Source organism: Cellulosimicrobium sp. BMG9.23 (assembly GCF_059159985.1).
In genome coordinates this window covers 15,095-39,686 of record NZ_JBZGBZ010000003.1, presented here as the reverse complement: position 1 = coordinate 39,686, position 24,592 = coordinate 15,095, and the positions used below count along the sequence as shown (strand labels likewise).

The 24,592-nt window shown below is 69.8% G+C and carries 21 protein-coding genes and 2 tRNA genes; 13 read left to right on the top strand and 10 right to left on the bottom strand.

What is annotated here, in order from left to right; genetic code table 11:
- Window positions 1–184 precede the first annotated feature (184 nt).
- The 8 genes from AC4H2G_RS04500 to rpmH all read right to left on the bottom strand — a co-directional run bounded on the left by AC4H2G_RS04500 (window position 185) and on the right by rpmH (window position 6,458).
- Window positions 185–1,549 carry a ParB/RepB/Spo0J family partition protein gene (locus AC4H2G_RS04500; RefSeq protein WP_494364556.1) on the bottom strand — a complete coding sequence of 455 codons (1,365 nt, stop codon included), beginning with the start codon at window positions 1,547–1,549 and terminating at the stop codon, window positions 185–187.
- Entirely contained in the window at window positions 1,546–2,967 is a 1,422-nt protein-coding gene (locus tag AC4H2G_RS04495) for a ParA family protein (RefSeq protein ID WP_494364555.1), read from the bottom strand. Before AC4H2G_RS04495 ends, AC4H2G_RS04500 begins: the two co-directional genes overlap by 4 nt.
- Window positions 2,968–3,083: 116 nt before the next feature.
- On the bottom strand, window positions 3,084–3,746 hold the full coding sequence (gene rsmG, locus AC4H2G_RS04490; RefSeq protein ID WP_494364554.1) for a 16S rRNA (guanine(527)-N(7))-methyltransferase RsmG: 663 nt from the start codon (window positions 3,744–3,746) through the stop codon (window positions 3,084–3,086).
- A gap of 139 nt (window positions 3,747–3,885) precedes the next feature.
- Window positions 3,886–4,416 carry a Jag family protein gene (locus AC4H2G_RS04485; RefSeq protein WP_494364553.1) on the bottom strand — a complete coding sequence of 177 codons (531 nt, stop codon included), beginning with the start codon at window positions 4,414–4,416 and terminating at the stop codon, window positions 3,886–3,888.
- Window positions 4,417–4,460: 44 nt separating this feature from the next.
- Window positions 4,461–5,525, bottom strand: a complete 1,065-nt coding sequence (yidC, locus tag AC4H2G_RS04480) for a membrane protein insertase YidC (RefSeq protein ID WP_494364552.1) — start codon at window positions 5,523–5,525, stop codon at window positions 4,461–4,463.
- A 54-nt stretch (window positions 5,526–5,579) separates the two neighbouring features.
- The gene (yidD, locus tag AC4H2G_RS04475; protein ID WP_494364551.1) at window positions 5,580–5,843 is read right to left on the bottom strand and encodes a membrane protein insertion efficiency factor YidD; all 264 of its coding nucleotides are present in this window, start codon (window positions 5,841–5,843) and stop codon (window positions 5,580–5,582) included.
- Window positions 5,844–5,947: 104 nt separating this feature from the next.
- Window positions 5,948–6,316, bottom strand: a complete 369-nt coding sequence (gene rnpA / locus AC4H2G_RS04470) for a ribonuclease P protein component (RefSeq protein ID WP_494364550.1) — start codon at window positions 6,314–6,316, stop codon at window positions 5,948–5,950.
- Between the two features lie 4 nt (window positions 6,317–6,320).
- Window positions 6,321–6,458, bottom strand: a complete 138-nt coding sequence (rpmH, locus tag AC4H2G_RS04465; RefSeq protein ID WP_012880118.1) for a 50S ribosomal protein L34 — start codon at window positions 6,456–6,458, stop codon at window positions 6,321–6,323.
- Window positions 6,459–7,028: 570 nt separating this feature from the next.
- On the opposite strand from rpmH, the gene dnaA reads away from it, so the two are divergent.
- From dnaA to AC4H2G_RS04440, 5 genes are all read left to right on the top strand, one after another.
- Window positions 7,029–8,462: a chromosomal replication initiator protein DnaA gene (dnaA, locus tag AC4H2G_RS04460; RefSeq protein WP_454042237.1), complete on the top strand. Its 1,434-nt coding sequence runs from the start codon at window positions 7,029–7,031 to the stop codon at window positions 8,460–8,462.
- A 992-nt stretch (window positions 8,463–9,454) separates the two neighbouring features.
- Complete coding sequence (dnaN, locus tag AC4H2G_RS04455; RefSeq protein WP_494364549.1) at window positions 9,455–10,585, top strand: DNA polymerase III subunit beta; 1,131 nt, start codon at window positions 9,455–9,457, stop codon at window positions 10,583–10,585.
- A gap of 43 nt (window positions 10,586–10,628) precedes the next feature.
- Window positions 10,629–11,564, top strand: a complete 936-nt coding sequence (gene gnd, locus AC4H2G_RS04450) for a phosphogluconate dehydrogenase (NAD(+)-dependent, decarboxylating) (protein WP_494364548.1) — start codon at window positions 10,629–10,631, stop codon at window positions 11,562–11,564.
- Window positions 11,565–11,618: 54 nt separating this feature from the next.
- Window positions 11,619–13,001 (top strand): DNA replication/repair protein RecF, encoded by a 1,383-nt coding sequence (locus AC4H2G_RS04445; protein WP_494364547.1) that lies wholly within the window; start codon window positions 11,619–11,621, stop codon window positions 12,999–13,001.
- 91 nt (window positions 13,002–13,092) lie between these two features.
- The gene (locus AC4H2G_RS04440; RefSeq protein ID WP_494364961.1) at window positions 13,093–13,611 is read left to right on the top strand and encodes a DciA family protein; all 519 of its coding nucleotides are present in this window, start codon (window positions 13,093–13,095) and stop codon (window positions 13,609–13,611) included.
- 96 nt (window positions 13,612–13,707) lie between these two features.
- Here the strand turns inward: AC4H2G_RS04440 and AC4H2G_RS04435 are convergent, their stop codons facing one another.
- On the bottom strand, window positions 13,708–15,225 hold the full coding sequence (locus AC4H2G_RS04435; protein WP_494364546.1) for a hypothetical protein: 1,518 nt from the start codon (window positions 15,223–15,225) through the stop codon (window positions 13,708–13,710).
- 625 nt (window positions 15,226–15,850) lie between these two features.
- On the opposite strand from AC4H2G_RS04435, the gene gyrB reads away from it, so the two are divergent.
- The 8 genes from gyrB (at window position 15,851) to AC4H2G_RS04395 (ending at window position 23,021) form a co-directional block, all read left to right on the top strand.
- A complete protein-coding gene (gene gyrB, locus AC4H2G_RS04430; protein WP_494364960.1) occupies window positions 15,851–17,911 on the top strand; it encodes a DNA topoisomerase (ATP-hydrolyzing) subunit B in 2,061 nt (686 codons plus the stop codon).
- Between the two features lie 333 nt (window positions 17,912–18,244).
- A complete protein-coding gene (gene gyrA, locus AC4H2G_RS04425) occupies window positions 18,245–20,860 on the top strand; it encodes a DNA gyrase subunit A (protein WP_494364959.1) in 2,616 nt (871 codons plus the stop codon).
- Entirely contained in the window at window positions 20,857–21,792 is a 936-nt protein-coding gene (locus tag AC4H2G_RS04420; protein ID WP_494364545.1) for a DUF3566 domain-containing protein, read from the top strand. Before gyrA ends, AC4H2G_RS04420 begins: the two co-directional genes overlap by 4 nt.
- Before the next feature lie 137 nt (window positions 21,793–21,929).
- Window positions 21,930–22,003 (top strand) — tRNA-Ile (locus tag AC4H2G_RS04415).
- Window positions 22,004–22,031: 28 nt separating this feature from the next.
- Window positions 22,032–22,151, top strand: a complete 120-nt coding sequence (locus AC4H2G_RS04410) for a DLW-39 family protein (RefSeq protein ID WP_251152963.1) — start codon at window positions 22,032–22,034, stop codon at window positions 22,149–22,151.
- A gap of 39 nt (window positions 22,152–22,190) precedes the next feature.
- Window positions 22,191–22,263 (top strand) — tRNA-Ala (locus AC4H2G_RS04405).
- Window positions 22,264–22,455: 192 nt separating this feature from the next.
- A complete protein-coding gene (locus AC4H2G_RS04400; protein ID WP_494364544.1) occupies window positions 22,456–22,839 on the top strand; it encodes an antibiotic biosynthesis monooxygenase family protein in 384 nt (127 codons plus the stop codon).
- Between the two features lie 8 nt (window positions 22,840–22,847).
- Window positions 22,848–23,021: a hypothetical protein gene (locus AC4H2G_RS04395; protein WP_494364543.1), complete on the top strand. Its 174-nt coding sequence runs from the start codon at window positions 22,848–22,850 to the stop codon at window positions 23,019–23,021.
- 252 nt (window positions 23,022–23,273) lie between these two features.
- Here AC4H2G_RS04395 and AC4H2G_RS04390 read toward each other — a convergent pair whose 3' ends face one another.
- Window positions 23,274–24,443, bottom strand: a complete 1,170-nt coding sequence (locus AC4H2G_RS04390) for a hypothetical protein (protein WP_494364542.1) — start codon at window positions 24,441–24,443, stop codon at window positions 23,274–23,276.
- Between the last annotated feature and the right edge of the window lie 149 nt (window positions 24,444–24,592).

The following is a 24,592-nucleotide window of genomic DNA, read 5'->3' as shown; positions in this document are numbered from 1 at the left end:
CACGCGGTGATCGGCGTCCCGACCGCACCTCGTGGTGATCGTCATGTCGAGGGTGAGCGCAGTGTGCCCTGGGGAACAAGGTCCGACCACCTCATCGGCTCATGTCCGGGCGTGCTGCGAACGCACCGTGGACAGCAGGAACGTTGACACCCGGCTGCGGGCTCTCGCCGGCACGGCGCTGCTGCTACTGCCTCAGCAGGCCCGGGTCCTCGGGAGCCATGAGGTCGAGGATCCGGTTGAGGTCCTCGACGGAAGCAAACTCCACGGTGAGACGGCCCTTGTTCTTGCCGAGATCGACCTTGACCCGTGTCTCGAACCGATCGGACAGACGGGTTGCCAGCTCATCGATAGCGGCCGAACGGTGCCCCGCCCTGGGGGCCCGGGCCTGCCGACGCTCCTGATCCAGCCCGCCCATGGCGACGATCTCTTCCGTAGCGCGCACCGAGAGCCCTTCAGCCACGATGCGCTGGGCCAGACGCTCTATCTCGCCACCATCGGTGAGGCCGAGCAGCGCACGCGCATGGCCGGCCGAGAGCACGCCGGCGGCGACCCTGCGCTGGACGAGCGGAGGGAGTCGCAGGAGGCGCAGGGTGTTCGAGATCTGCGGGCGGCTCCGCGAGATCCGCTCGGCAAGCTCTTCGTGGGTGCAACCAAAGTCGTCGAGGAGCTGTCGGTAGGCCGCCGCCTCCTCGAGGGGATTCAGCGCACTCCGATGCAGGTTCTCGAGGAGCGCGTCGCGCAGAAGGTCTGCGTCCTCGGTCTCGCGCACGATTGCCGGGATGGCCGACAGGCCCGCCGCCTGGGTCGCGCGCCACCGGCGCTCACCCATGATGAGCTCATAGGAGTCGCTCTCCCCCGGCACAGGACGCACCACGATCGGCTGGAGGACACCGATCTCGCGGATCGAGCCGACCAGCTCTTCGAGGTCACTCTCATCGAAGACCGTTCGCGGCTGTCGCGGGTTCGGCCGGATCGCCTCGACGGGGATCTCGGCGAACCGCGCGCCCGGAACAGGCACCAGGTCAGCCCCGGCGCCGCCGGTCCACTGGAGGTCCTCCTCGAGCGTATCGATGGCCTCAGCCGACGGTGCGCCCGCGTCGTCGGCCACGGCGATCGCGGATGTTTCACGTGAAACCGTACCCGCGCCGTCCAGGATGTCGGCGTTCAACGCAGGACGGTGGGCGTCAGCGGCGGTCCCGTCTCGCCCGGCGGAGGACAGTTCCGCACGCACGGGCTCATCTGTCCGCGCCTCTTCGAGGGCAGCCAGCTCAGCGAGATCCTGCTCAGAGAGACTGACGACGCCGATGACGTCAGCAGGTCCAGGCGTTCCGTCGATCGGAGCGACAGCGACGGCAGGCTCTGCGTCGGAGCTACGCAAGGGATCGCTGCCGACAGTGGCCGCGCCATCGCCGACCGACTCCGTGCCCTGCGAGTCGCCAGCGTTCGCTGGCGCGCTGGGGAAGAAGACGTCGACGGGGCGCTTCCCCTCAGAGCTCGTCGGGATCAACGCACCGAGGCCGCGTCCCAATCCGCGCCGCTTCTCACTCATCGCTGCTCCTCCAGTCGGACTGCCGGTCCACCGACGGACGCGGCGAACTCGTGTTCATTCCTCGTCGTTTCGCCACGATCGGCGTCCCCCGCGGTCACCACGGCTCCCGTCTCGTGCTCCAGGGTGTCATCGTGGCGCTCCGGAGTCTCAGCAGGGTGGTCCGGCTCGGCGGGGTGGGACTCCGAGGAGTCGCCGCCACGCTCCGGACTTTCGCTCGGCAACTCCAGCGAGCCGACGATGCTGTGCGCCACGACTTCCGTTTCAGGCTGCAGGCCCATGTCAGGCTGCGCGCCGCGCGAGTCACCGTCCACACCCCGGTGCGCGCCGACATCCCCCTGGTGCTGTTCCCCTGCGGCATCCACGTCTCCCGACTCCCCGTCCTGCGACGAGTCGAGCCGAGCCACCAGGCCGGGCGCACGTTGTGTCAGCTCGCGCGCCGCTTCGAGGTACGCCAGCGCGCCGGTCGACCCCGCGTCGTAGGTCATCACGGTCTGGCCATGACTGGGTGCTTCCGAGATCCGTACGGACCGAGGAACCGTCGTGCGTAGCGTCTGGTCGGGAAAGTGCTCGCGCACCTCGGCTGCGACCTGCTGCGCGAGATTCGTCCGGCCGTCGTACATGGTGAGCAAAATGGTCGAGACGTGCAGGCCGGGGTTGAGATGGGCCTTGATCAGCTCGATGGTCTTGAGAAGCTGACTCAGTCCTTCGAGCGCGTAGTACTCGCACTGGATGGGAATGAGCACCTCCCGACCAACGACGAACGCGTTGATGGTCAGAAGGCCAAGGCTCGGAGGGCAGTCGACCAGCACGTAGTCGATCGGGTCAAGACCTGCCGCAACGCGCTTCTCGAGGTAGACGTCGAGCGCGCGCCGTAGCCGTGTTTCACGTGAAACCATCGACACGAGCTCGATCTCCGCACCGGAGAGGTCGATCGTCGCTGGGACGCACCACAGAGTGGAGATGTCCGGGCACTGCTGAACCGCGGACTCCAGCGGAGAGCCGTCCACCAGGACCTCATAGATCGACGGGGTTCCCGCGCGGTGGTCGACTCCCAGGGCTGTCGACGCGTTGCCTTGAGGGTCGTTGTCGATGACCAGGACGTTCAGACCGGCCTGCGCGAGGCCGGCAGCGATATTCACCGTCGTCGTGGTCTTCCCGACGCCACCCTTCTGGTTGGCGACCGTGATGATCCGCGTGGAGGCTGGTCGGGGGAAGCGGCGTCCTTGGAGATCGATCCGTCGGCGTGCATCGATGGCGAGCTGTGACGCCAGCGGTGTGCTCTCGTCCGTCTGAGGGAGGCTCGCCATGAGGGCGGCTCGCCGATCATCTTCGGCAGGGACGCTCGCCTCCGCGAGCCTGCCGGCACCACCGTCCCAGGCCGTAGCACCGGTGTCGACCTCGTGGGTGCTCTCGGTCACGCGCCTCTCCCTCTTCGACTCTTCGACCGGCAGACGCCGCGCCTCATGAACCGGGCCCGTCGCGGCGGTCCCCGACGGCCCCTCGTCATCACACGTCTCGTCCGAGACTCCCGTGCTCAGCGAGACCCAGTCTGCCGCACGATACGGACGACGGTGGTGCTCTCGACACCGGGGATCGTCGGCGCGTCGATGATCTCAGGCTCAGAGCCCTTGAACTTGCGGATCGCCTTGCGCGCGGGGTCGACCTCTTGGCTGACGCTCCGGCCCTTCAGGACGATCATCTCGCCACCTGGCCGCAGCAGGGGCATCGACATCCGCACGAGCTTGTCGAGGGAGGCGACAGCGCGGGACGTCACCGCGTCGCACTCGAACGCACCGTGAAACTCCTCAGCCCGCCCTCGCTTGACCTCGATGTTGGCCAGACCCAGATCGTCCGCGATCTCCGTCAGCCACGCGCAGCGCCGCTCCATCGGTTCGATCAGGAAGATCGTCGCCTCCGGGCGTAGCGCAGCCACCACGATGCCCGGCAGTCCCGCGCCGGACCCGACATCAGCGATCCCGCCGCGCTCCGGAAGGAACGGCACCACTGCTGCAGAGTTCAGGATGTGTCGGTCCCAGATGCGCGGAACCTCTCGCGGACCGATCAGGCCACGGAGCTCACCCTCGTCCTCGAGCCGCCGCGCGTAGGCCGCGACCTGCGGATAGGAGTCACCGAAGTACGCCGTCAGCGCCGACTCGTCAAGCGCCGTTCCGTGCCCGGCCCCCGTCTCAGCATCCATGAATCCGCATTCCTCCCTCGTGATGTTTCCGCACCCATCGTTTCACGTGGGGAACAACCCCCGATGTCGCTCTGGATACCCGTACCAACGCCGAACGCCCCCCGTTTCACGTGAAACAAGGGGGCGCTCGACGGCACGACTACTCGGCGGGATGAATCACCACGTACCGCTGGGGCTCCGTGCCCTCGGAGTCGCTGCGAAGGCCCGCCGCTGCGACAGCATCGTGGACGACCTTTCGCTCGAACGCATTCAGCGGGTCCATGGTCACGGTCGAACCCTCGGCGCGAACCTTCGTGATCGCTTCCTCGGCCAGTGCGGTCAGCTCGCGACGGCGCTGCGCACGGAAGCCGGCGACATCCAGCATGAGGCGGCTCCGCTCCCCCGTCCGCGCCTGAACAGCAAGGCGAGTCAGTTCCTGGAGGGCCTCGAGAACCTCACCGTCCTCACCGACGAGGGACCCGAGCTCCGAGTCGTCGTCGGCGACGATCTCGACCGCCGCACGATCGTGCTCGACGTCGATGTCGATGTCCCCCCCGAGATCGGCGATGTCGAGGAGCTCCTCCAGGTAGTCGGCCGCGATCTCGCCCTCCTCCTCGAGACGAGTCGGCTGGCGTGCGGTCGTCTCCTCGGCGGTGGTGTCGTCGGGCACGGGGATATCGGTTGATGGCATACGGATGCTCCTCAGTGCGGCAGGGTCGCGCGACGGCGCGGGGTCTACTGCTTCTTCTTGGGCTTCTTCGCCGGCCCTGAGGCCGGCGGTTCACTCGGACCCTCGTCGACGACAGGGGCGTCCTCGATCGGGCTCTTCTGCCCGTTGGTCGCGGCGGACGGTCCGGACACCTGCGGACGCGGCTTCTGGCGATCCTTGCGCTTCGGCTGCTGCCGCTGCCCGCGAGGCTGCTCGATGACCGGTGCCGCGTCCTCGACGACGCCCTTGGCGGCCTTCTTGCGTGCCTGGCGCTCCTTGAGGAGACGCTCCGCCTCGGAGCCGGGCGCCGGCATCCGTCGGATCGTGTAGAACTGCTGGCCCATGGACCACAGGTTGGTCGTGGTCCAGTAGACCAGGACACCGACCGGGAAGTTGACGCCCGAGACGGCGAAGATGAAGGGGAAGACGTACAGCATCATCTTCTGCGTCGACGCCATCGGTCCCTCGAGGGCTGCCTTCGGCATGTTCTTCATGGTCAGCTGACGCTGCGTGAAGAAGGTCGTGGCGCACATCGCGACGATGAGGACGGCGATGACGATCCGCGTCTGCAGGTCTTCGGTCCGCAGGAAGATGTCCGAGAGCTGCGCGCCGAAGACCGACGAGCTCTCGATGTCGCTCGCGACGGAGGCGTCGATCGGCCCGATCGGATCGTCCGTGCCGTTCGAGATCGGCACGAGGCCGTTCAGCACCCTGAACAGCGCGAAGAAGATCGGCGACTGCAGGAGGATCGGCATGCACGACGCGAAGGGGTTCGTCCCGTGCTTGCGGTAGAGGTCCATCGTCTCGCGGCTCATGGCCTCACGGGACGCCGGGTCCGACTTGCCCTTGTACTTCTTCTGGATCGCCTGCATCTCGGGCTGCAGCATCTGCATGCCGCGCGACGCCTTGATCTGCTTGAAGAAGAGCGGGATGAGCAGAATACGGATGATGACGACGAGGCCGACGATCGACAGGACCCACGCGGGACCTGGACCGTCGGAGAACCCCAGGAACACGAGACCCTGGTGGCACAGGTACATGATCCACGCCACGGCCCATTCGATGGGGGCGAGGAACGCGAAGAAGTCCATCGGTGACTGCTCCCTAACCTTCTGACAAAGCTCGTGAATCGCCCGCTGGGGGGCTCAGGACTGGTGCGTGTGCGCGTCTCGTGCCGGCGGCACGTCGTCGACCCCGCCGAGGCTCCAGGGGTTGCAGCGGAGCAACCTCCAGAGAGCGAGGCCCGTGCCGCGCAGCGCACCATGCCGCTGGACAGCGGTCAGGGCGTACTGGGAGCAGGACGGGTAGTACTTGCAGGTGGGCCCGGTCATGGGCGAGATCACGGACTGGTACGCCCGGATCATCCCGATCAGGGCGAGTGCGGGAACGCGCCGGAGGAGGTCGATCACCGCGTGCTTCGTCCCTGCACGAGGTGCGTCCGCCTCGAGGTCCGGGGAGGAGGGGGCGTCTTCGGTGGTGCTCGGCGGCGGGGCGTCACGCATTCGCGTCGCGCTCACGGCCGCGCGCTCTCGCGCTCGCGCCACCGGGAGACGGCACGGTCAAGACCCCGGGCGACGTCTCGGTCGAGCTGCTCGAACGTTGCCGACCCGGAGGCCGGGAGCGCGCGGACGACTGTCCGGCTGCGCACCGGCAGCTCTGTGAGATGCGTCGCGACGAGAGCACGAAGGCGGCGCTTGACGAGGTTGCGATGCACCGCGTTACCCACCGCCTTGGATACGACAAAGCCGACCTGTGGCGCGTCCTCGCCCCGAGAGTCCTCGGAGAGATGGACGACCACGGTCGACCTGCCAGCACGCACGCCGCGGCGCACCGCCCGTTCGAAATCTACGGAACGGCGCAGTCGGTGCGCCGCGGGGAGCACGCGATCAGGCAGAGAGCTCGGTGCGGCCCTTGCGGCGGCGGGCAGCCAGGATGGCGCGGCCGGCACGGGTGCGCATACGCAGCCGGAAGCCGTGGGTCTTCGCACGGCGCCGGGTGTTCGGCTGGAAGGTCCGCTTGCTCACGAGGTACTCCAAGAACGTCGGGGAGGTACACCGTCTATGTCCTCGACGATGCAGTGACAGGCTCCGGTGGACCCTGTCGGTGGTTCGGGTGGCGCTGACGAGCGGGTTTCCCCCTCGTCGGCCGTCCTGGTGCGAGCGACACGTGGACCGTGTGCGGTGCGCTGGTCCTCCGCGACGCGACTCGATCGCAGCTCGACCGGAGCTGCTCCCGAGTTGCTCACACGTGCTCACATGGGCGCGCCAAGAGCACCTTGAACGGCTGTACGACGCTACGCTGTCGGACCCGCTCAGGTCAAACCAGCGCACCCGCACGAGCACCGTCTCTCGAGCGTCGGACCCGTACCTCGTCCGTCCTGCGGATTCCTGTCGTCCACCGCCGTCGCGGATCTACGCCTTGACCTCCGCGCGTAGCCACGCTACGTAACCCACAGCCTGTGGACAACTATGTGGATGAGCCGCTGACGTGGCACGATCGTCCTCAGCACCATCCCACCTGACACCCGTCGACCCTCGTCACTCGCGCCATCCTGACGCGCGGCCATCTCTCGTCGACGCACACCCTCGACCCTCGTGAGGACACCGCCCGTGGCGAACCCGGCCGACAGCATCGCCGACGTCTGGGCGCAGACCCTGAGCATCCTCGAGGCGAGCCCGGACATCACCCCCCGCCAGATCGCGTTCATCCGACTGGCGAAGCCGCTCGCGATCCTCGACGACACCGTCTTCATCGCCGTGCCCCACGAGCAGACCCGCACCTATCTGGAGACGCGGGTCCGCGACGAGCTGGTGACCGCCATGTCGTCCTGCCTCGGTCGGGACGTCCGCTTCGGGATCACCGTCGACCCCGAGCTCAGCTCGGAACCCGTCCTGGCGCCCGCCTCACGACCCGCGGTCGAGCGCCCGTACGTCGACCCCGACGACGACCTCCCCGACCTGCCGGCGCCACCGCCACCTCGTCCGCAGGCGGAACCGAGCCGGCTCAACCCGAAGTACGTCTTCGAGACGTTCGTCATCGGCTCGTCCAACCGGTTTGCGCACGCCGCGGCCGTCGCCGTGGCCGAGGCGCCTGCCAAGGCGTACAACCCGCTCTTCATCTACGGCGACTCGGGTCTGGGCAAGACGCACCTCCTGCACGCGATCGGGCACTACGCCCACAACCTGTACCCCAACGTCCGGGTGCGGTACGTGAACTCGGAGGAGTTCACCAACGACTTCATCAACTCGATCGGTGAGGGCAAGGCCGGAGCGTTCCAGCGCCGCTACCGGGACGTCGACGTGCTCCTCATCGACGACATCCAGTTCCTGCAGGGCAAGGAGCAGACGATGGAGGAGTTTTTCCACACCTTCAACGCCCTCCACAACGCCAACAAGCAGGTCGTCATCACGTCCGACCTGCCGCCCAAGCAGCTCAACGGGTTCGAGGACCGGCTGCGGTCACGCTTCGAGTGGGGGCTCATCACCGACGTCCAGCCGCCGGACCTCGAGACGCGCATCGCCATCCTGCGCAAGAAGGCGAGCAGCGAGCGGCTCAACGCGCCGGACGACGTCCTGTCCTACATCGGTTCACGCATCTCGACGAACATCCGCGAGCTCGAGGGCGCGCTCATCCGGGTCACCGCCTTCGCGAACCTCAACCGTCAGCAGGTGGACCTGCCGCTGGCGGAGATCGTCCTCAAGGACCTCATCACGGACGAGGACTCCGCGGAGATCACGCCGGCGGCGATCATCGCGCAGACCGCGGCCTACTTCGGTCTGACCATCGAGGACCTCTGTGGCAGCTCCCGCTCGCGGGTGCTCGTGACGGCCCGGCAGATCGCCATGTACCTCTGCCGCGAGCTCACGGACCTCTCGCTGCCGAAGATCGGCCAGCAGTTCGGCGGCCGCGACCACACGACGGTCATGCACGCGAACCGCAAGATCACGGAGCAGATGGCTGAGCGGCGCTCGACCTACAACCAGGTCACGGAGCTCACGAGCCGGATCAAGCAGCAGCACCGCGGCTGACGGTCCGTACCGCCCACAACACGCCCCAGCGGGCCCGCAGCAAGCGCGCTGCGGGCCCGCTGCGCGCCCCTTGCAGGTCCACTGCTGGCCCGGACGACCCACCATGGTGCGCTCCATGCTCCTGGTGCCGGGTCTCGTCGCGCCGTCGCGGGGCGAGTCCCTCTGCAGGTCCCGCCCGCCGTGGCGCGGCAGGAGCGTGCTCCGACCAGGTTCTCGTGCACAGGGTGTGGGAGGAGATATCCACACCCATCCACAGGAAACCTGTGGGCAACCGCATCGTTCCCATCGCGCCCCGCACCGTGGACCACACCGCTGTGGTCCCTGCTCCGGCCGAGCGGGACACCCAGGTTTCCCACACCATGCTGTGGATGGCTGCTTCCCGGTCGACCGCTCATCCCGAGCGGGTGTGCACAGTTGTGCATCTCGCTGTGGATAACTGTGGATGACTGGCCTCGAGGTGTGGACGGAGCGCCTGTCCTCGGTGGACAGCGTGTGGGGAAAATCCAGCCGCCCACAGCTCGTGCGACTTACCCACACTCTGCCCACGGCCCGGTCCACACCCGAAAACGGCCTCTGAACTGCGCAAAGACCGGTTTTCCACCGTTTGCACAACCCCTATGACGACGACTAACGATCTATCAAGGGGAAAATTCGAGCGCCTTCATCAGGCCGAGACGCGCCGACCTGCCGCACCGTGCCGCGACCACCACCGAGGTCATCCCCGCCTCCCACGGCTCGATCCACATCCCCGCGGCTCCCGGTTCCTCCTCCACGTAGTCCTCGCGTACTGTTCATGCTGGACAGGACGTCCTTCCCCATCCCGCCGACACGCTGACCGCACCATCCGGACGCACCGCGCACACCGCCGTCGAGCGGGGCACCGGTACCCCGGACCTGACGCACAGGGCGGCACCGACCGGCACGGGCGAGCAGGGACGGCCGGCACGTGTGAAGATCAGTCCGATCTGGACGTGGGGACGAGAGGGTGTGGGATGAAGTTCCGGGTTGAGCGTGATGTCCTGGCCGACGCGGTGACCTGGACGGCGCGAACCCTGCCGACCCGTCCCCCTGCCCCCGTCCTCGCCGGGGTCCGCCTCGAGGCCGACGCCTCGGGCACGATCGGTCTCTCGAGCTTCGACTACGAGGTGTCCGCGCGCTCGGAGATCCCCGCCGAGGTCAGCGAACCGGGCACGGTCCTCGTCTCGGGGCGCCTCCTGGCGGAGATCTCCCGCGCGCTGCCGGCGAAGCCCGTCGACGTCGTCCTCGAGGGCACCAAGGTCATCGTGACGTGCGGTGCGAGCCGGTTCACGCTCCTGACGATGCCGGTCGAGGAGTACCCCGCGCTCCCGGCGATGCCCGAGCTGACCGGAACGGTCTCCGGTGACGAGCTCACGCACGCGGTCGCCCAGGTGACCGTCGCGGCCAGCCGCGACGACACGCTGCCCCTCCTCACCGGGGTCCGTGTGGAGATCGAGGGCGAGCGCATCACGCTGCTCGCGACCGACCGCTACCGCCTCGCGCTGCGCGAGCTCACCTGGACGCCCGTCACGCCCAGCTACTCGGCGGTCGCGCTGGTGCGCGCACGCACCCTCAACGACGTCGCGAAGTCGCTCGGCAGCTCGGGCCTCGTGAACGTCGGGCTCAACACGGGCGCCGGCGTCGACCTCATCGGCTTCGAGGCGGGCGGTCGGCACACGACCTCGCAGCTCGTGGACGGCGACTACCCTGCGGTCCGACGCCTCTTCCCGGACGAGACGCCCATCCACGCGGTCGTCCCCACCGCGCCGCTCATCGACGCCGCCAAGCGTGTCGCGCTCGTCGCGGAGCGCAACACCCCCATCCGTCTGTCGTTCACGGACGGGCAGGTCGTCCTCGACGCCGGGCAGGGCGACGACGCGCAGGCCTCCGAGGCGCTCGAGGCGGTGCTCGTCGGCGAGGAGATCTCGGTCGCCTTCAACCCGCAGTTCCTGCTCGACGGCCTGGGCGCGCTCGGCACGGACTTCGTCCGGCTGAGCTTCACGCACCCGAACAAGCCGGTCGAGTTCACCGGCCAGGAGTCCTTGGACGGCGAGGACTCGTCCGCCTACCGCTACCTGCTCGTCCCCATCCGCTTCGCCGGCTGAGGCAACCGCCCGACAGCGCACCACACGCACCCGGAGGACTCGTATGGTCACCCGCATCGGACTCGTCGGCCTGGGCAAGATGGGCAACAACATGCGCGAGCGCGTGCGCGCCGCCGGCATCGAGGTCACGGGGTACGACCCTCGTCCCGAGGTGTCCGACGTCGCGTCGCTCGCCGACCTGGTGGCCGCCCTGCCGACGGACGGGCCGCGGATCGTGTGGGTCATGGTCCCGGCGGGCGACCCCACGCGCGGCGTCGTCACGGAGCTCGGCGAGCTGCTCGGTGCGGGCGACGTCGTCGTCGAGGGCGGCAACTCGTACTACCAGGAGGACCAGGCGAGGGCTGCAGAGCTGGCCGAGAAGGGTGTCGGCTATCTCGACGTCGGCGTGTCCGGCGGCGTCTGGGGCCTCGAGAACGGCTACGGCCTCATGGTCGGCGGGGAGAAGGACCTCGTCGACGCCGCGATGCCGGTGTTCGACGCCCTGCGGCCCGACGGCCCGCGTGAGGAGGGCTTCGTCCACTCCGGCGGTGTCGGTGCGGGCCACTACGCCAAGATGGTTCACAACGGCATCGAGTACGGCCTCATGCAGGCTTACGCGGAGGGCTACGAGCTGCTCGCCGCGAAGGACCTCGTCACCGACGTGCACGGCACGATGAAGGCGTGGACGCGCGGCACGGTCGTCCGCTCCTGGCTGCTCGACCTCTTCGTCAAGGCGCTCGAGGAGGACCCGCAGCTCACAGCGATCGACGACTGGGTCGACGACTCGGGCGAGGGACGCTGGACCGTCGACGAGGCCATCGACAACGCCGTCCCGCTGCCGGTCATCTCGTCCGCGCTCTTCGCGCGGTTCGCGTCGCGCCAGGACCAGTCACCGGCCCTCAAGGCGGTCGCGGCCCTGCGCCAGCAGTTCGGCGGGCACGCGGTCAAGGCCGCGGGGCCGGCCTCGCCCGGAGCCGGTCCGCTCGAGCCGCCCGCCTGACCGCGCGGTCACGCGACGTCGGCCCGACCCCCAACCGCACCACCCGAGAAGCACATGTACGTCTCCCACCTGTCCCTCGTCGACTTCCGCTCCTACGAGACGGTCGACGTCGAGCTCGAGCCGGGCGTGAACGCCCTGGTCGGCCCCAACGGGCAGGGGAAGACCAACCTCGTGGAGGCGATCGGGTACGTCGCGACGCTCGCGAGCCACCGGGTCGCGGGCGACGTCGCGCTCGTCCGTGCCGGTGCGCCGCGCGCCGTCGTCCGGACCCGGGTGGTGCGTGGCGACCGGGCGAGCACGGTCGAGATCGAGCTCAACCCGGGCAAGGCGAACCGCGCGCGCATCAACCGCTCGCCCGCCGCCCGCCCGCGCGACGTCCTCGGGGTCGTGCGGACGGTGCTGTTCGCCCCGGAGGACCTCGCGCTCGTCAAGGGCGACCCCGACGGGCGGCGCCGCTTCCTCGACCAGCTCGCGGTCCTCCTCGTGCCGCGCGTGTCGGCGCTCCTCGCCGACTACGACCGCGTCCTGCGGCAGCGCGGCGCACTGCTGAAGTCCGCGTCCGCGCTGCGGGGCAGGGGCCGGGGGCGTGCGCCCCGCGCGCCGGAGCCTCCCGTGCCCGACGACGGTGCGGAGGTCCCGCAGGCGGGCGGCACCGAGGCCGCCCTCGCCACCCTGGACGTGTGGGACACCCGCCTCGCGAGCCTCGGTGCCGAGATCACCGCGCTGCGGCTCCAGCTCGTCGCAGCGCTCACCCCGTACGTCGCGCACGCGTACGAGCAGGTGAGCGCCGGGCAGGGCGAGGCGCTGGTCACCTACCGGTCGTCGGTCGACGAGGCGCTCGGGGAGGCGACGGCGCCGTCGGACGGCACGCCGGCGATCCCGGACGACCGTGCGGCCGGGTCGGCAGGGCACGACGACGGGGCGACACCCTCGGACGGTGAGCCGGCAGCGGCCGGCGACGGTCCGGCGTCGGGCATCCCGGACGTGCCGACGCTCGAGAAGCGCATGCTGGACGCCATGCGGGAGGTCCGGGCGAAGGAGATCGAGCGAGGGGTCAACCTCGTGGGCCCCCACCGGGACGACCTCGTCCTGACCCTCGGGGGGCTGCCCGCCAAGGGCTACGCGAGCCACGGGGAGTCGTGGTCCTTCGCTCTCGCGCTGCGCCTCGCGTCCTACCGCCTGCTCAAGGACGGCGCCCCGGCCGGGCTCGACTCGCTCCTGTGGGCGGACCAGTGGGGCCCCGACGGCGAGCCGGTCCTCGTGCTCGACGACGTGTTCGCGGAGCTCGACACGCGTCGCCGCGACCGCCTCGCCGAGCTCGTCGCAGGTGCGGGGCAGGTCATCATCACCGCGGCCGTCGCCGAGGACGTCCCGGCGATCCTCGACGGCGCGCGCTTCGTCGTGCAGGACGGGACGGTGACCCGTGTCGACGCCTGAGGACGAGAACCCGCCGCCGCAGGGCCGCGCGGAGCCGGACGACCGTGGCGGACGCGACGACGACGAGACACGCGCGCCACGGGCGACCGGGATACCCGTCGGGCACGTCGTCGACCTCACGCCGCCCGCGGAGGTCGCGCGCCAGGCGCTCAACCGGGCGAAGGCGGCCGCACGCGCCAAGGGCCTGCGGCCCGGTCAGGAGCCGCGTCGTCGGATCCTGGGGGACGCCCCGACGTCGGGGGCACGCCCGAGCGGACGCGACCCGCAGCTGCTCTCGGACGTCCTGGCGCACCTGCTGCGCGAGCGCGACTGGGTCGCGGACGTGTCGGTCGGCGGTGTCATCGGGCGCTGGCGCCAGGTCGTCGGCGACCAGGTCGCGGACCACTGCGAGCCCGAGACCTTCGAGGACAAGGTGCTCGTGGTGCGCGCGGACTCGACGGCGTGGGCCACCCAGGTGCGGCTCCTCGTCCCCCGGCTGCTCGAACGCCTGGCGCAGGAGGTCGGCGAGGGCGTCGTCGAGAGCGTGACGGTGCTGGGACCCGCCGGACCGAGCTTCCGCCGGGGGAAGCGCGCCGTCCGCGGGCCCGGGCCGCGCGACACCTGGGGCTGAGCCGAACGGCGCCGGGTACGGCGGAGGCCCGCCGCGACGACTGTCGCGACGGGCCTCCGAGGCTCGACCGGGCTCGGTCGGGGCGCGGGCCGGTGATCAGGCCTGCACGCGACGACGCAGCCAGAACACGAGCGCGCCGCCCGCGACGAGCAGGACCGCGAACGTGGCGGCACCCGCGACGGTCGCTCCCGTGGAGGCGAGCTCGTCGTCGTCGCCCGCGCTCACGAGCGTGACGTCCTCGGCCGCGACGGGGGCGACCGGCGGGTTCGCGCACTCGCTCGACGCCGGCGGGTAGTCCACGACCGTCTGGTACGACGGGTTGACCTCGAACATCACCTGGACGCCCTCGCGCGTCCACGCGAAGTTGCCCTCGGTCTGCGTGTACGAGCCGTCCTCGTTGCGGACGTACCCGGGCCACTGCTTGGGCTCGGTCGCGGACGCGCCGGGCCACAGGATGCTGCCGGACAGCGGCTGGCCCGTCACGACGTAGTTCTCGCCACCGCGGGGGTGCAGGAACGTGATCGTCAGCGGGGTGTCACCCTCGGCCTCGACGCCCTCGGGCAGCGCGACCGCGTAACCCAGGTGCGGGACGTCGGACTCGCAGACGGCCGTGATGGCACCCGGGACCAGGGCGCAGTCCTCGGCGGTCGGGACGAGCGCGTCGCGGGGCAGCAGGGCGCTGCCGTCGTCGAGCAGGATGTAGCCCGCGAGGTCGGCACCGAAGGTGTGACCGTTCGTGGGCGTCGCCAGGATGCCGTCGACCGTCGGGAGGTAGGTGACCTGCTCGGTGCTCGCGGGCAGCTCGAGGTCGTCGACCTCTGCGCCGCAGAGCTCGAGCGGAGCGGGTGCGACCGGCGCGACCACCACGTCGACGGGGGGCGTCGACGGTTCGGTCGGCGTCGCGCACTCCTCGGCGGACGGCAGGTCGATCCCGAAGTCGGTCAGCTCCTGGTGCGTCCAGTCGACGAGGCGTCCGTCCATCGACGTCCCGTCGGGGTACGTGATGGTCGGAGGCATCGTGTACTCGTCGGGGCCGCCGCGCAGGAGGTCCTGCTGGACGCCCCAGCCCTCGCAGAGGTCGACGTCCTCGAGGAGGTCGGTCTCGGGGAGCTCTGTGAACCAGTGCTCGTCGTTCTTCAGCTCGTCCTCGGGCAGGACGAGCGTCTTGGTCGCGAGGAGCTCCTGCTCGCCCGAGTTCTCCCAGGCGGCGTCCTTCGTCGGGTCGAGCTTCGGGTACAGGTAGATGCCCACCTGGACCTCTTCGCCGTCGTCACCCTCGGCCGGCGGGCAGGCCGTCGTCGAGCCCTTGTCCGACCAGTCGAACCGGTCCTCGTCGGAGGCGTCGACGGAGACGCTCCACGCGTGGGCGGCCGAACCGTCGAGCGGGAACGACTTCTTGTAGCTGTCGCCGAACCGGTCTTCGGCAAGAGTCTTCCCGTCGACGACGACGGTCACCCTGTTGCCACTGTTCGCGTAGTAGCTCAGGTCGACGTCGAGCGAGTCGCAGTCGGCGACGACGACGGGGGTGTGGGCCGAGGCGGGGGCGGCGGTGGCGACGAGCAGCCCGCCGAGGGCGAGCGCCGTGGTCATGGCGCCCGCGAGGAATCTCTTCACTGGGGGAGTGTCCCTTCGGGGTGGGGCCGACCGCTTCGCCGCGGCCGACGTGCACAGGAGGATCGCGTGTGGTAGTCAACCACGTTCCTCGCAAAAAGCAGATTCCCCCAGATACCTGATGAGCGGTCGTGAAACGGGCGCACGAGATGCGTCCTGCGCTTCTGGGTCCCCCGCCGGCCGAGGTCTCCGTACGACCGCCGCGGACGGTGCAGGGGGACCTGTGGGCAAGCCTGTGGACAACGATGTGGAGAAACTTCGGACGCAGGATGCGGAGACGGCCGCGAAGATGCGCACGAGCTGTCCCCAGGAGGCCGAAGATCCGCGGTTTTCGGCTCGTTCCAGGTAGACTGGGAGGGTCATTCCGGGTCGTCTCACCGACCGTCCACGCAGCCCTCCGCAGAGGTCGCCGCCGGCCACCACCGGTACCGCGTCCACGCACGGGGCGAGCGGCGTCGACGGCCGGTCGGGGGCCCGGAACCTATGAGCCGTCGACGACCGTCCTGCAGCGGGATACGGCCGGATCCTGGCCGGATCCGCGCCCGTGCCCGCCCGCGGCAGCCGTCGTCGCGCGCGACGACGAGGAGCAGTACTGCCCGTGGCAGATCACACCGACACCGCCCAGCCCGTGTCCGCGGCACCCGCCGACGGAGCACCTCCCGCAGGCGGTGGCTACGACGCGAGCAACATCACCGTCCTCGAGGGTCTCGAGGCGGTCCGCAAGCGTCCGGGGATGTACATCGGCTCGACGGGCGAACGAGGGCTCCACCACCTGGTGTACGAGGTTGTGGACAACTCTGTGGACGAGGCCCTCGCAGGCCACGCGGACACCATCGACGTGACACTTCTGGCAGACGGAGGTGTACGAGTCGTCGACAACGGTCGAGGGATCCCCGTCGCCATCCACCCGACCGAGGGGAAGCCGACGGTCGAGGTCGTCATGACGATCCTCCACGCCGGCGGCAAGTTCGGCGGGGGCGGCTACGCGGTGTCCGGCGGGCTCCACGGCGTCGGCATCTCCGTGGTCAACGCGTTGTCCCGCCACGTCGTCACCGAGGTGCGGCGCGACGGCTACGCGTGGCGCCAGGAGTTCGGCGACGGCGGCAAGCCCCTCACCGGGCTCGAGCGGGGCGAGGCCACGACCGCCACGGGCACGACCCAGACCTTCTGGGCCGACCCGGAGATCTTCGAGACCACCGAGTTCGACTTCGAGACGCTGCGCGCCCGGTTCCAGCAGATGGCGTTCCTCAACAAGGGGCTGCGCATCAACCTGACCGACGAGCGTCCCGCGCACCTCGACACGGGCGACGAGGTCACGGGTGCCGCCCCGGCGGAGGACGACGAGGTCTCGGAGACGAGCTCGGACCAGGCTTCTGCACCGAAGGGGCGGACCGTGTCGTACAAGTACGACGGCGGCCTCGTGGACTACGTGAAGCACCTCAACTCCGCGAAGAAGGTGGAGCTCGTCCACCCCGACGTCATCGACTTCGAGTCCGAGGACACGGAGCGGCGCATCTCGGTCGAGATCGCGATGCAGTGGACCGGTTCCTACTCGGAGTCCGTGCACACCTACGCGAACACCATCTCGACGACCGAGGGCGGCACGCACGAGGAGGGCTTCCGCGCGGCCATGACGTCCCTCGTCAACCGCTACGCACGGGACAAGGGCATCCTCAAGGAGAAGGACGACAACCTCACCGGGGACGACATCCGTGAGGGGCTGACCGCCGTCGTCTCCATCAAGCTCGGTGAGCCGCAGTTCGAGGGCCAGACCAAGACGAAGCTCGGCAACACCGAGGCGAAGACGTTCGTCCAGCGCGTCGTCAACGAGCGCCTGGTCGACTGGTTCGACTCGCACCCCACCGAGGGCCGCGACGTCATCCGCAAGGCGATCCAGGCGTCGCAGGCCCGCCTCGCCGCGCGCAAGGCGCGAGAGGCCACGCGCCGCAAGGGCCTCCTCGAGTCCGGTGGCATGCCGGGCAAGCTGCGCGACTGCCAGTCGAACCGTGCCGAGGAGTGCGAGATCTTCATCGTCGAGGGCGACTCCGCGGGCGGCTCCGCCGTGCGCGGGCGCAACCCCGACAAGCAGGCGATCCTCCCGATCCGCGGCAAGATCCTCAACGTCGAGCGCGCGCGACTCGACCGGGCCCTGTCCAACCAGGAGGTCCAGTCGATCATCACCGCGTTCGGCACCGGGATCGGCGAGGACTTCACCCTCGCCAAGCTCCGCTATCACAAGATCGTGCTCATGGCCGACGCCGACGTCGACGGCCAGCACATCGCCACGCTCCTACTCACGCTGCTGTTCCGCTACATGCGGCCTCTCATCGAGAACGGCCACGTGTACCTCGCGCAGCCGCCGCTGTACCGGCTCAAGTGGTCCAACGCGCCGCACGACTACGTGTACTCCGACCGGGAGCGCGACGCCTTCCTCACGCAGGGCCAGGCCGCCGGCAAGCGGATCCCCAAGGAGAACGGGATCCAGCGCTACAAGGGTCTCGGCGAGATGGACTACTCCGAGCTGTGGGACACCACGATGGACCCGGAGCACCGCACGCTGAACCAGGTCACCCTAGACGACGCCGCCGCCGCGGACGAGATCTTCTCCGTGCTCATGGGCGAGGACGTCGAGTCACGACGCAACTTCATCCAGCGCAACGCCAAGGACGTGCGTTTCCTTGACATCTGAGCCGCTCGTCGGTCGCGCTGGCGGTGGGTCGCCGGGACGGGGCACTCCGGGGCGGCCGTGCCGGGTCTACCATCCGCGCCGCTCGTTCCTCGCGGCGCTCCCGCCAGACCCGGCACGACCCGGCACGGCCGCCCCTCCGGCCCCGTCCCGGCTCAGAAACGCCCGCAGTCTCGCGCTGACCGCGCGGTGGGACGGCCGGCGGGCAGGCAACGACGGCACGCCGCACGCGAACGTGACCGCGACGAACGAGAAGACGAACGAACGAGGTAGATCGTGACCGACGAGCAGAACCCCGAGATCGAGCCCGCGGTTCCCGGCGACGGGGCCGAGGAGATCGTGCACGCCGACGGGACGGCCGTCGCGGTCCACCACGGGCGCATCGAGCAGGTGGACCTGCAGCTCGAGATGCAGCGGTCGTACCTCGACTACGCGATGAGCGTCATCGTCGGGCGTGCGCTGCCCGACGTGCGCGACGGGCTCAAGCCCGTGCACCGACGCGTGCTGTACGCGATGTACGACGGCGGGTACCGGCCGGACCGCTCGTTCTCGAAGTGCTCGCGCGTCGTCGGCGACGTGATGGGCAAGTTCCACCCGCACGGGGACACCGCGATCTACGACGCGCTCGTGCGCCTCGTGCAGGACTGGTCGCTGCGGTACCCGCTCGTGGCGGGCCAGGGGAACTTCGGGTCGCCGGGCAACGACCCGGCCGCCGCCCCGCGGTACACCGAGTGCCGGATGGCGCCGCTGGCCATGGAGATGGTCCGGGACATCGACAAGGACACGGTCGACTTCCAGGACAACTACGACGGCCGCACGCAGGAGCCCGCGGTCCTGCCCGCGCGGTTCCCGAACCTGCTGGTCAACGGCTCGGCGGGCATCGCCGTCGGCATGGCGACGAACATCCCGCCGCACAACCTGCGCGAGGTCGCCGAGGGTGTCCAGTGGCACCTGGACCACCCGGAGGCGAGCCGCGAGGAGCTGCTCGCCGCGCTCCTGCTGCGCATCAAGGGCCCCGACTTCCCGACGGGTGCCACGATCCTCGGGCACAAGGGCATCGACGAGGCGTACCGCACGGGGCGTGGTTCCGTCACGATGCGCGCGGTCGTCAACGTGGAGGAGATCCAGGGCCGGATCTGCCTCGTCGTCACGGAGCTGCCGTACCAGGTCAACCCCGACAACCTCGCGGCCAAGATCGCGGACCTCGTCAAGGAGGGTCGCGTGCAGGGCATCGCGGACATCCGCGACGAGACGTCGGGCCGCACCGGTCAGCGCCTCGTCGTCGTGCTCAAGCGTGACGCCGTCGCCAAGGTCGTCCTCAACAACCTGTACAAGCACACGCAGCTGCAGGACACGTTCGGCGCGAACATGCTGGCGCTCGTCGACGGCGTGCCCCGCACGCTGAGCCTCGACGCCTTCATCCGCCACTGGACGGCGCACCAGCTCGACGTCGTGGTGCGGCGCACGCAGTACATGCTCCGTGAGGCCGAGAAGCAGATCCACATCTACCGCGGGTACCTCAAGGCGCTCGACGCGCTCGACGAGGTCATCGCGCTCATCCGTCGCTCGCCGGACGCCGACCAGGCCCGTGAGGGCCTCATGACGCTCCTCGACGTCGACGAGATCCAGGCGACGGCGATCCTCAACATGCAGCTGCGTCGTCTGGCCGCGCTGCAGCGCCAGGAGATCATCGAGCAGCACGACAAGCTCCAGCGCGAGATCCTGGAGTACGAGGCGATCCTCGCCTCCGACGAGCGGCAGCGCGCGATCGTCGGCGACGAGCTGCGCGAGATCGTGGACCGGTACGGCGACGAGCGTCGGACGACGATCCTGCCCTTCGACGGCGAGGTCTCGATGGAGGACCTCATCGCCGAGGAGGAGATGGTCGTCACCATCACGCGCGGCGGGTACGCGAAGCGCACTCGCAGCGACAACTACCGGTCGCAGCGACGGGGCGGCAAGGGCGTGCGGGGGACGCAGCTGCGCGAGGACGACATCGTCGACCACTTCTTCGTCACGACGACGCACCACTGGCTGCTGTTCTTCACGAACCTCGGCCGCGTCTACCGGGCGAAGGCGTACGAGCTGCCCGAGGGCGGGCGGGACGCGAAGGGTCAGCACGTCGCGAACCTCCTCGCGTTCCAGCCGGGCGAGAAGATCGCGCAGGTGCTCGACCTGCGGGACTACGCGGCGGCGGAGTACCTCGTGCTCGCCACGCGGCGCGGGCTCGTGAAGAAGACGCGGCTCACGGAGTACGACTCGCCCCGCTCGGGTGGTCTCATCGCGATCAACCTGCGCGAGGACGAGGCGGGCACGCCGGACGAGCTCGTCTCGGCACGTCTCGTGGACTCGACGGACGACCTCGTCCTCGTCTCGCGCAAGGGCCAGTCGATCCGCTTCACCGCCGACGACGACGCGCTGCGCCCGATGGGTCGCGCGACGTCCGGTGTCACGGGTATGAAGTTCCGCGAGGACGACGAGCTGCTCTCGGCGGACGTCGTCGAGGACGGCGCGGACCTGTTCGTCGTGACCGAGGGCGGGTTCGCCAAGCGCACGCGGCTCAGCGAGTACCGCGTCCAGGGACGCGGTGGTCTGGGCATCAAGGTCGCCAACCTCGTGGAGGCTCGTGGAGATCTTGTGGGAGCACTGGTCACGGAGTCCGACGACGAGGTCCTCGTCATCATGGAGCGGGGGAAGATCGTCCGGTCGGCAGTCGACGAGGTCAACCTCACCGGGCGCAACACCCAGGGAGTGACCTTCGCGAAGCCGGACAAGGGGGACCGCATCATCGCCGTCGCCCGGAACGTCGAGCGTCGTCTCGGGGAGGATCGGGATACCGTGGGCGAGGAGAGCACGTCGAACGACTCCGCCCCGGAGACCGACCAGAGCGCCACGGCCGAGGAGGCCGGTGGGACCGACACGGCGCACGGAACCACCGAGGAAGCCAGATGAGCACCGAGAACAACGCACCGCCGGCGATCACGCCGAGGCTGACCGTGCCGCGCCCTGACACGAGCACGCCGCCCCCGCCGCCGCCCCCGCCCTCCCCCGCGGAGAGCAACGGCAGCTCGGGCAACGGCACCTCGGGCAACGGTACGTCCGGCCACAGCTCGCAGGGCAACGGCTCCCTGCGGACCGACGGTCCGTCGGACGGCATGGAGGTCGCCTCCGGCGAGAGCCGCGTCGCGGTGGCCCGGGCCGGCGCGGTGAAGGCGGCCGCCGCCGCGATCGCTGCCGCGAAGTCGGCGGCCAAGAAGGTGTCCGCGTCCGTCCCGGCCGCTCCCCCGGAGACCACGCACGACGACGAGATCGACGATCGGACGGTGAAGCGCGTGACCACCACGTCAGCTCCCGCGTCGGTGGGTGCCACCGCGCCGGCCACGGCGACCAACGGTTCCCCCGGGGGCTCCTCGTCGATGCACTACTCCGCGGCCGGGGTGACCGGCACCGCGAGCCCGGTCACGGGAGCGACTCCGGCGGCGTCGCCCGCGACGGGCGCGATCCCGACCGTCCGTCACGACGGGCCCCGTCGCGTGCGGCTGTCGGTCTCCCGCGTCGACCCGTGGTCGGCCATGAAGCTCGGGTTCCTGCTCGCGGTCGCGATCGGCATCATGACCGTCGTGGCGACGGCGGTCGTCTGGTACGTCCTCGACGGGATGATGGTCTTCCAGAAGGTGCAGGACTTCGTCACGCAGATCGCGGGCGAGGAGAGCAACGTCGACATGCTGCAGTTCGTCGAGTTCGGGCGCGTCATCTCCGTCGCGACCCTGCTCGGTGTGGTGAACGTGGTGATCATCACGGCTCTGTCGACGATCATGGCGTTCCTGTACAACATCGTCGCTGCTCTCGTCGGTGGCGTGCACCTGACGCTGACGGACGACTGACGCGGGAGCGCTCCAGAAGGGTGCCGGAGCCCGCTCTCGGTTTGGGCGTCCGGGCCCCTGTGGGGTAATCTCAAGCGCTGCCTGCGTGCGGAGCAGCTCCTGACCTGGAGTCGGAGCCTGCGTCGTCGCCGGCGAACGGGCCTATAGCTCAGACGGTTAGAGCGCTTCCCTGATAAGGAAGAGGTCAGAGGTTCAAGTCCTCTTAGGCCCACTGCCGAACCCACTCGAGGGGGAACGTGATGAAGAAGCTCCTGGTCCTTCTGCTCGCCGCCGGCGCCGGCTACCTCCTGTGGCGCAAGTACTCGGAGGACAACGCCGAGCGCGACCTGTGGGCAGAGGTCACCGACACGTTCGAGTGAGCACTCACCACAGCTGACCGGCCTCCGGCCGCGTCGCCCGGGGCCATGGCGCAATTGGTAGCGCACCTGCTTTGCAAGCAGGGGGTTGGGGGTTCGAGTCCCCCTGGCTCCACACCGGATGACCTGGACCGATACATTCGGCCCGGGTCATCTTTCTTGTCTCCAAGAGGCAGAATCCTGTCCGGTGCATTCGGAACCTGCCCGTGACGAGGCCGCTCCCGCGGTTGCTCGTCCGTCGGAGTCGACGATTGCGGGCACGTTCCGGAAGACGTCGTCCCCGGTGAGCCGGCGATACGATCTCGAGGTGATCCGTGAGCACGCTGTTCTCCATGTCCTGCCCGGGCGCGAGGAGGACTTCGAGAGCGCGTTCGCCACGGCCAAGCCGCTGATCGAGGCCACACCGGGCTTCGTTGCTCTGACCCTCTCCCGATCGATCGAGACGCCGTCGACGTACGTGCTCCTGGTCGAGTGGGAGTCCGTCGAGGCGCATGAGATCGGGTTCCGGCAGGGGGACGGGTACGACGAGTGGCGCTCGCTCCTGCACCACTTCTACTCCCCGTTCCCGACGGTCGAGCACTTCCGCGACGTCGACCTCAGCCACGGATCCGGTCAGCCGGAGCGTTCCGCGGAAGTGAGTCACGACGAGGCTGTGCGAGCGTTCGTCGTCGGATCGACGAAGTGGCGCTGACCGCGTGGATGCATGAGCACCTTCGTGTCGCCACCAAGCCCTACCTCGACGCGAACACCCTCGGCCGGCTCGAGGATGACGTCGTCGCAGAGCTCGACCCGCCGCTCGACATCGTGAAGGTCGGAAGGTCACCGGTGCGGACACGGGTCCGCGCTCTCCGCAAGGTCTACGCCCACCTCTGAACCTGACTAGCCGCCTGCCAGTCGGGTCCGACGTCGGTCCGCAGACGACGTCCGCAATCGACGGGCTCTCGCGGCTCGCGGTCGGGCGGTTCTGCTGGCGGTGCTGCGGGCGGTGGCCTTGCGAGCAGGGGGTCGGGGGGAGTCCCCTGGCTCCACGTCCCGAACAGCACGAAGGCCCCGCACCTCACGGTGCGGGGCCTTCGTCGTCCCGTTCCCGGGACCGCGGGCGAGCCGCGGTCCCGGGAACGGAGGTCAGACGTCGTCGGCCTTGTCCGCGGCGTCCTGCCCCTTGGCCTCGGCGGCCTCGCGGGCCTTCCTCGCGGCCTGCTCGACGTGCTCCGCCGCCTTGTCGGCGTCGCCCCCGGCAGTCGTCTCCGTCGTGTCGGCGGGGACGGCCGAGGCGGTGCCTGCGGCGTTCTTCGCGGTGCCGCGTGTCCGGCTCGTCGCCTTCTTCGCGGCCTCCTTGGCGTCGCCGACGGCTCCGGTCACGCGGTCGCTGACGTCGTCGCGGACCTCCGTGGCCCGTTCGGCGATCTTGTCGGTCGCTTCGCGTCCCTTGGCGACGGCGCTGCCGGCAGCCTCCCCGAGCGTCTCGGCGGCGTCCCCGACGGCGTGGCGGGCGTCGCCCACGACGTCGTCGAAGCGCACGTGCTGCTCCTCCTGCTCCCAGGGCTCGGCCCAGGGATCGGTGGTCGGCTGGGCGCGGCGGTACAGCACGTAGCCGACGCCCGCGGCGGTGACGCCGCCAGCGATCCACCACAGCGTCTTGCCCGTGCTGCCCGAGGCGTCGCTCTCCGCGGCCTTCTTGCCGGCCTTGTCCGCGACCTCGGCGAACTTCCTGCTCGCCTTGTCGGCAGCCTTGTCGGCGGCCTTGGCCGCCTTCTTGCCCGCCCTGCCCGACGACTTCTTCGCCTGCTTGGCCGCCTCCTCGGCGGCCTTCTTCGCCTGCTTCGCGAGCTTGCGGCCCTTCCTGCCGCTGGCTGCCGCCGCGGCAGCGGTCGCCGCTGCGGTGGCGGCCGCGGCGTCGTCGGCGGCGCGCTGCGCGGCCTCGGATGCGCTGGCCGCCGCGGCGTTGAAGCTCGCGACGATCCTCGGCAGCACGTCGTCGACGATCTTGTCGTGCGCCGTGTCGATCACCGGGGCGGTCTTGTCCGCGGCCTTCTCGACGCGCGGTGCAGCGGCCTGGATGCTGTCCTGCCACGCCTTCTCGACGCGCGGCTGCAACCATTCGAGGAACGCCTCGACCTTCGGGGTGCTCCACTCCTTCGCGTGGGCCGCCGCGTCCTTCGCCTGGTCCGCGAGCTGGATCGCCGCGGTCTGCGCCGATGCGGCGGCGACGGCCGCCTGGTCCTTGATCTTCTCGGTGTCCAGCGAGTCGATCGTCTCCTTGATCGGGCTGGACCCGGAGCGGGAACGAGTCATGCGTGCTCCTCGGGTGTCGTCGTCCGGGACGGACGAGTGGTGGAAGGTCACGATTCCGCCCACTCTGCCACCAGCGGGGCGCGCCCGCGAGATGTCCCGCGCCCCGGCGTCGGACGGGTACGGCGCGGGTCTCGTGGGAAGATGGTGGG

Bases quoted from the DNA above. Each gene is read 5' to 3' on its own strand.
- AC4H2G_RS04500 (WP_494364556.1), bottom strand. From the start codon at position 1,549: ATGAGTGAGAAGCGGCGCGGATTGGGACGCGGCCTCGGTGCGTTGATC.
- rsmG (WP_494364554.1), bottom strand. From the start codon at position 3,746: ATGGATGCTGAGACGGGGGCCGGGCACGGAACGGCGCTTGACGAGTCG.
- AC4H2G_RS04420 (WP_494364545.1), top strand. From the start codon at position 20,857: ATGAGCACCGAGAACAACGCACCGCCGGCGATCACGCCGAGGCTGACC.
- yidC (WP_494364552.1), bottom strand. From the start codon at position 5,525: ATGGACTTCTTCGCGTTCCTCGCCCCCATCGAATGGGCCGTGGCGTGG.
- AC4H2G_RS04410 (WP_251152963.1), top strand. From the start codon at position 22,032: ATGAAGAAGCTCCTGGTCCTTCTGCTCGCCGCCGGCGCCGGCTACCTC.
- AC4H2G_RS04485 (WP_494364553.1), bottom strand. From the start codon at position 4,416: ATGCCATCAACCGATATCCCCGTGCCCGACGACACCACCGCCGAGGAG.
- AC4H2G_RS04395 (WP_494364543.1), top strand. From the start codon at position 22,848: ATGCATGAGCACCTTCGTGTCGCCACCAAGCCCTACCTCGACGCGAAC.
- AC4H2G_RS04445 (WP_494364547.1), top strand. From the start codon at position 11,619: ATGTACGTCTCCCACCTGTCCCTCGTCGACTTCCGCTCCTACGAGACG.
- AC4H2G_RS04390 (WP_494364542.1), bottom strand. From the start codon at position 24,443: ATGACTCGTTCCCGCTCCGGGTCCAGCCCGATCAAGGAGACGATCGAC.
- gnd (WP_494364548.1), top strand. From the start codon at position 10,629: ATGGTCACCCGCATCGGACTCGTCGGCCTGGGCAAGATGGGCAACAAC.
- dnaN (WP_494364549.1), top strand. From the start codon at position 9,455: ATGAAGTTCCGGGTTGAGCGTGATGTCCTGGCCGACGCGGTGACCTGG.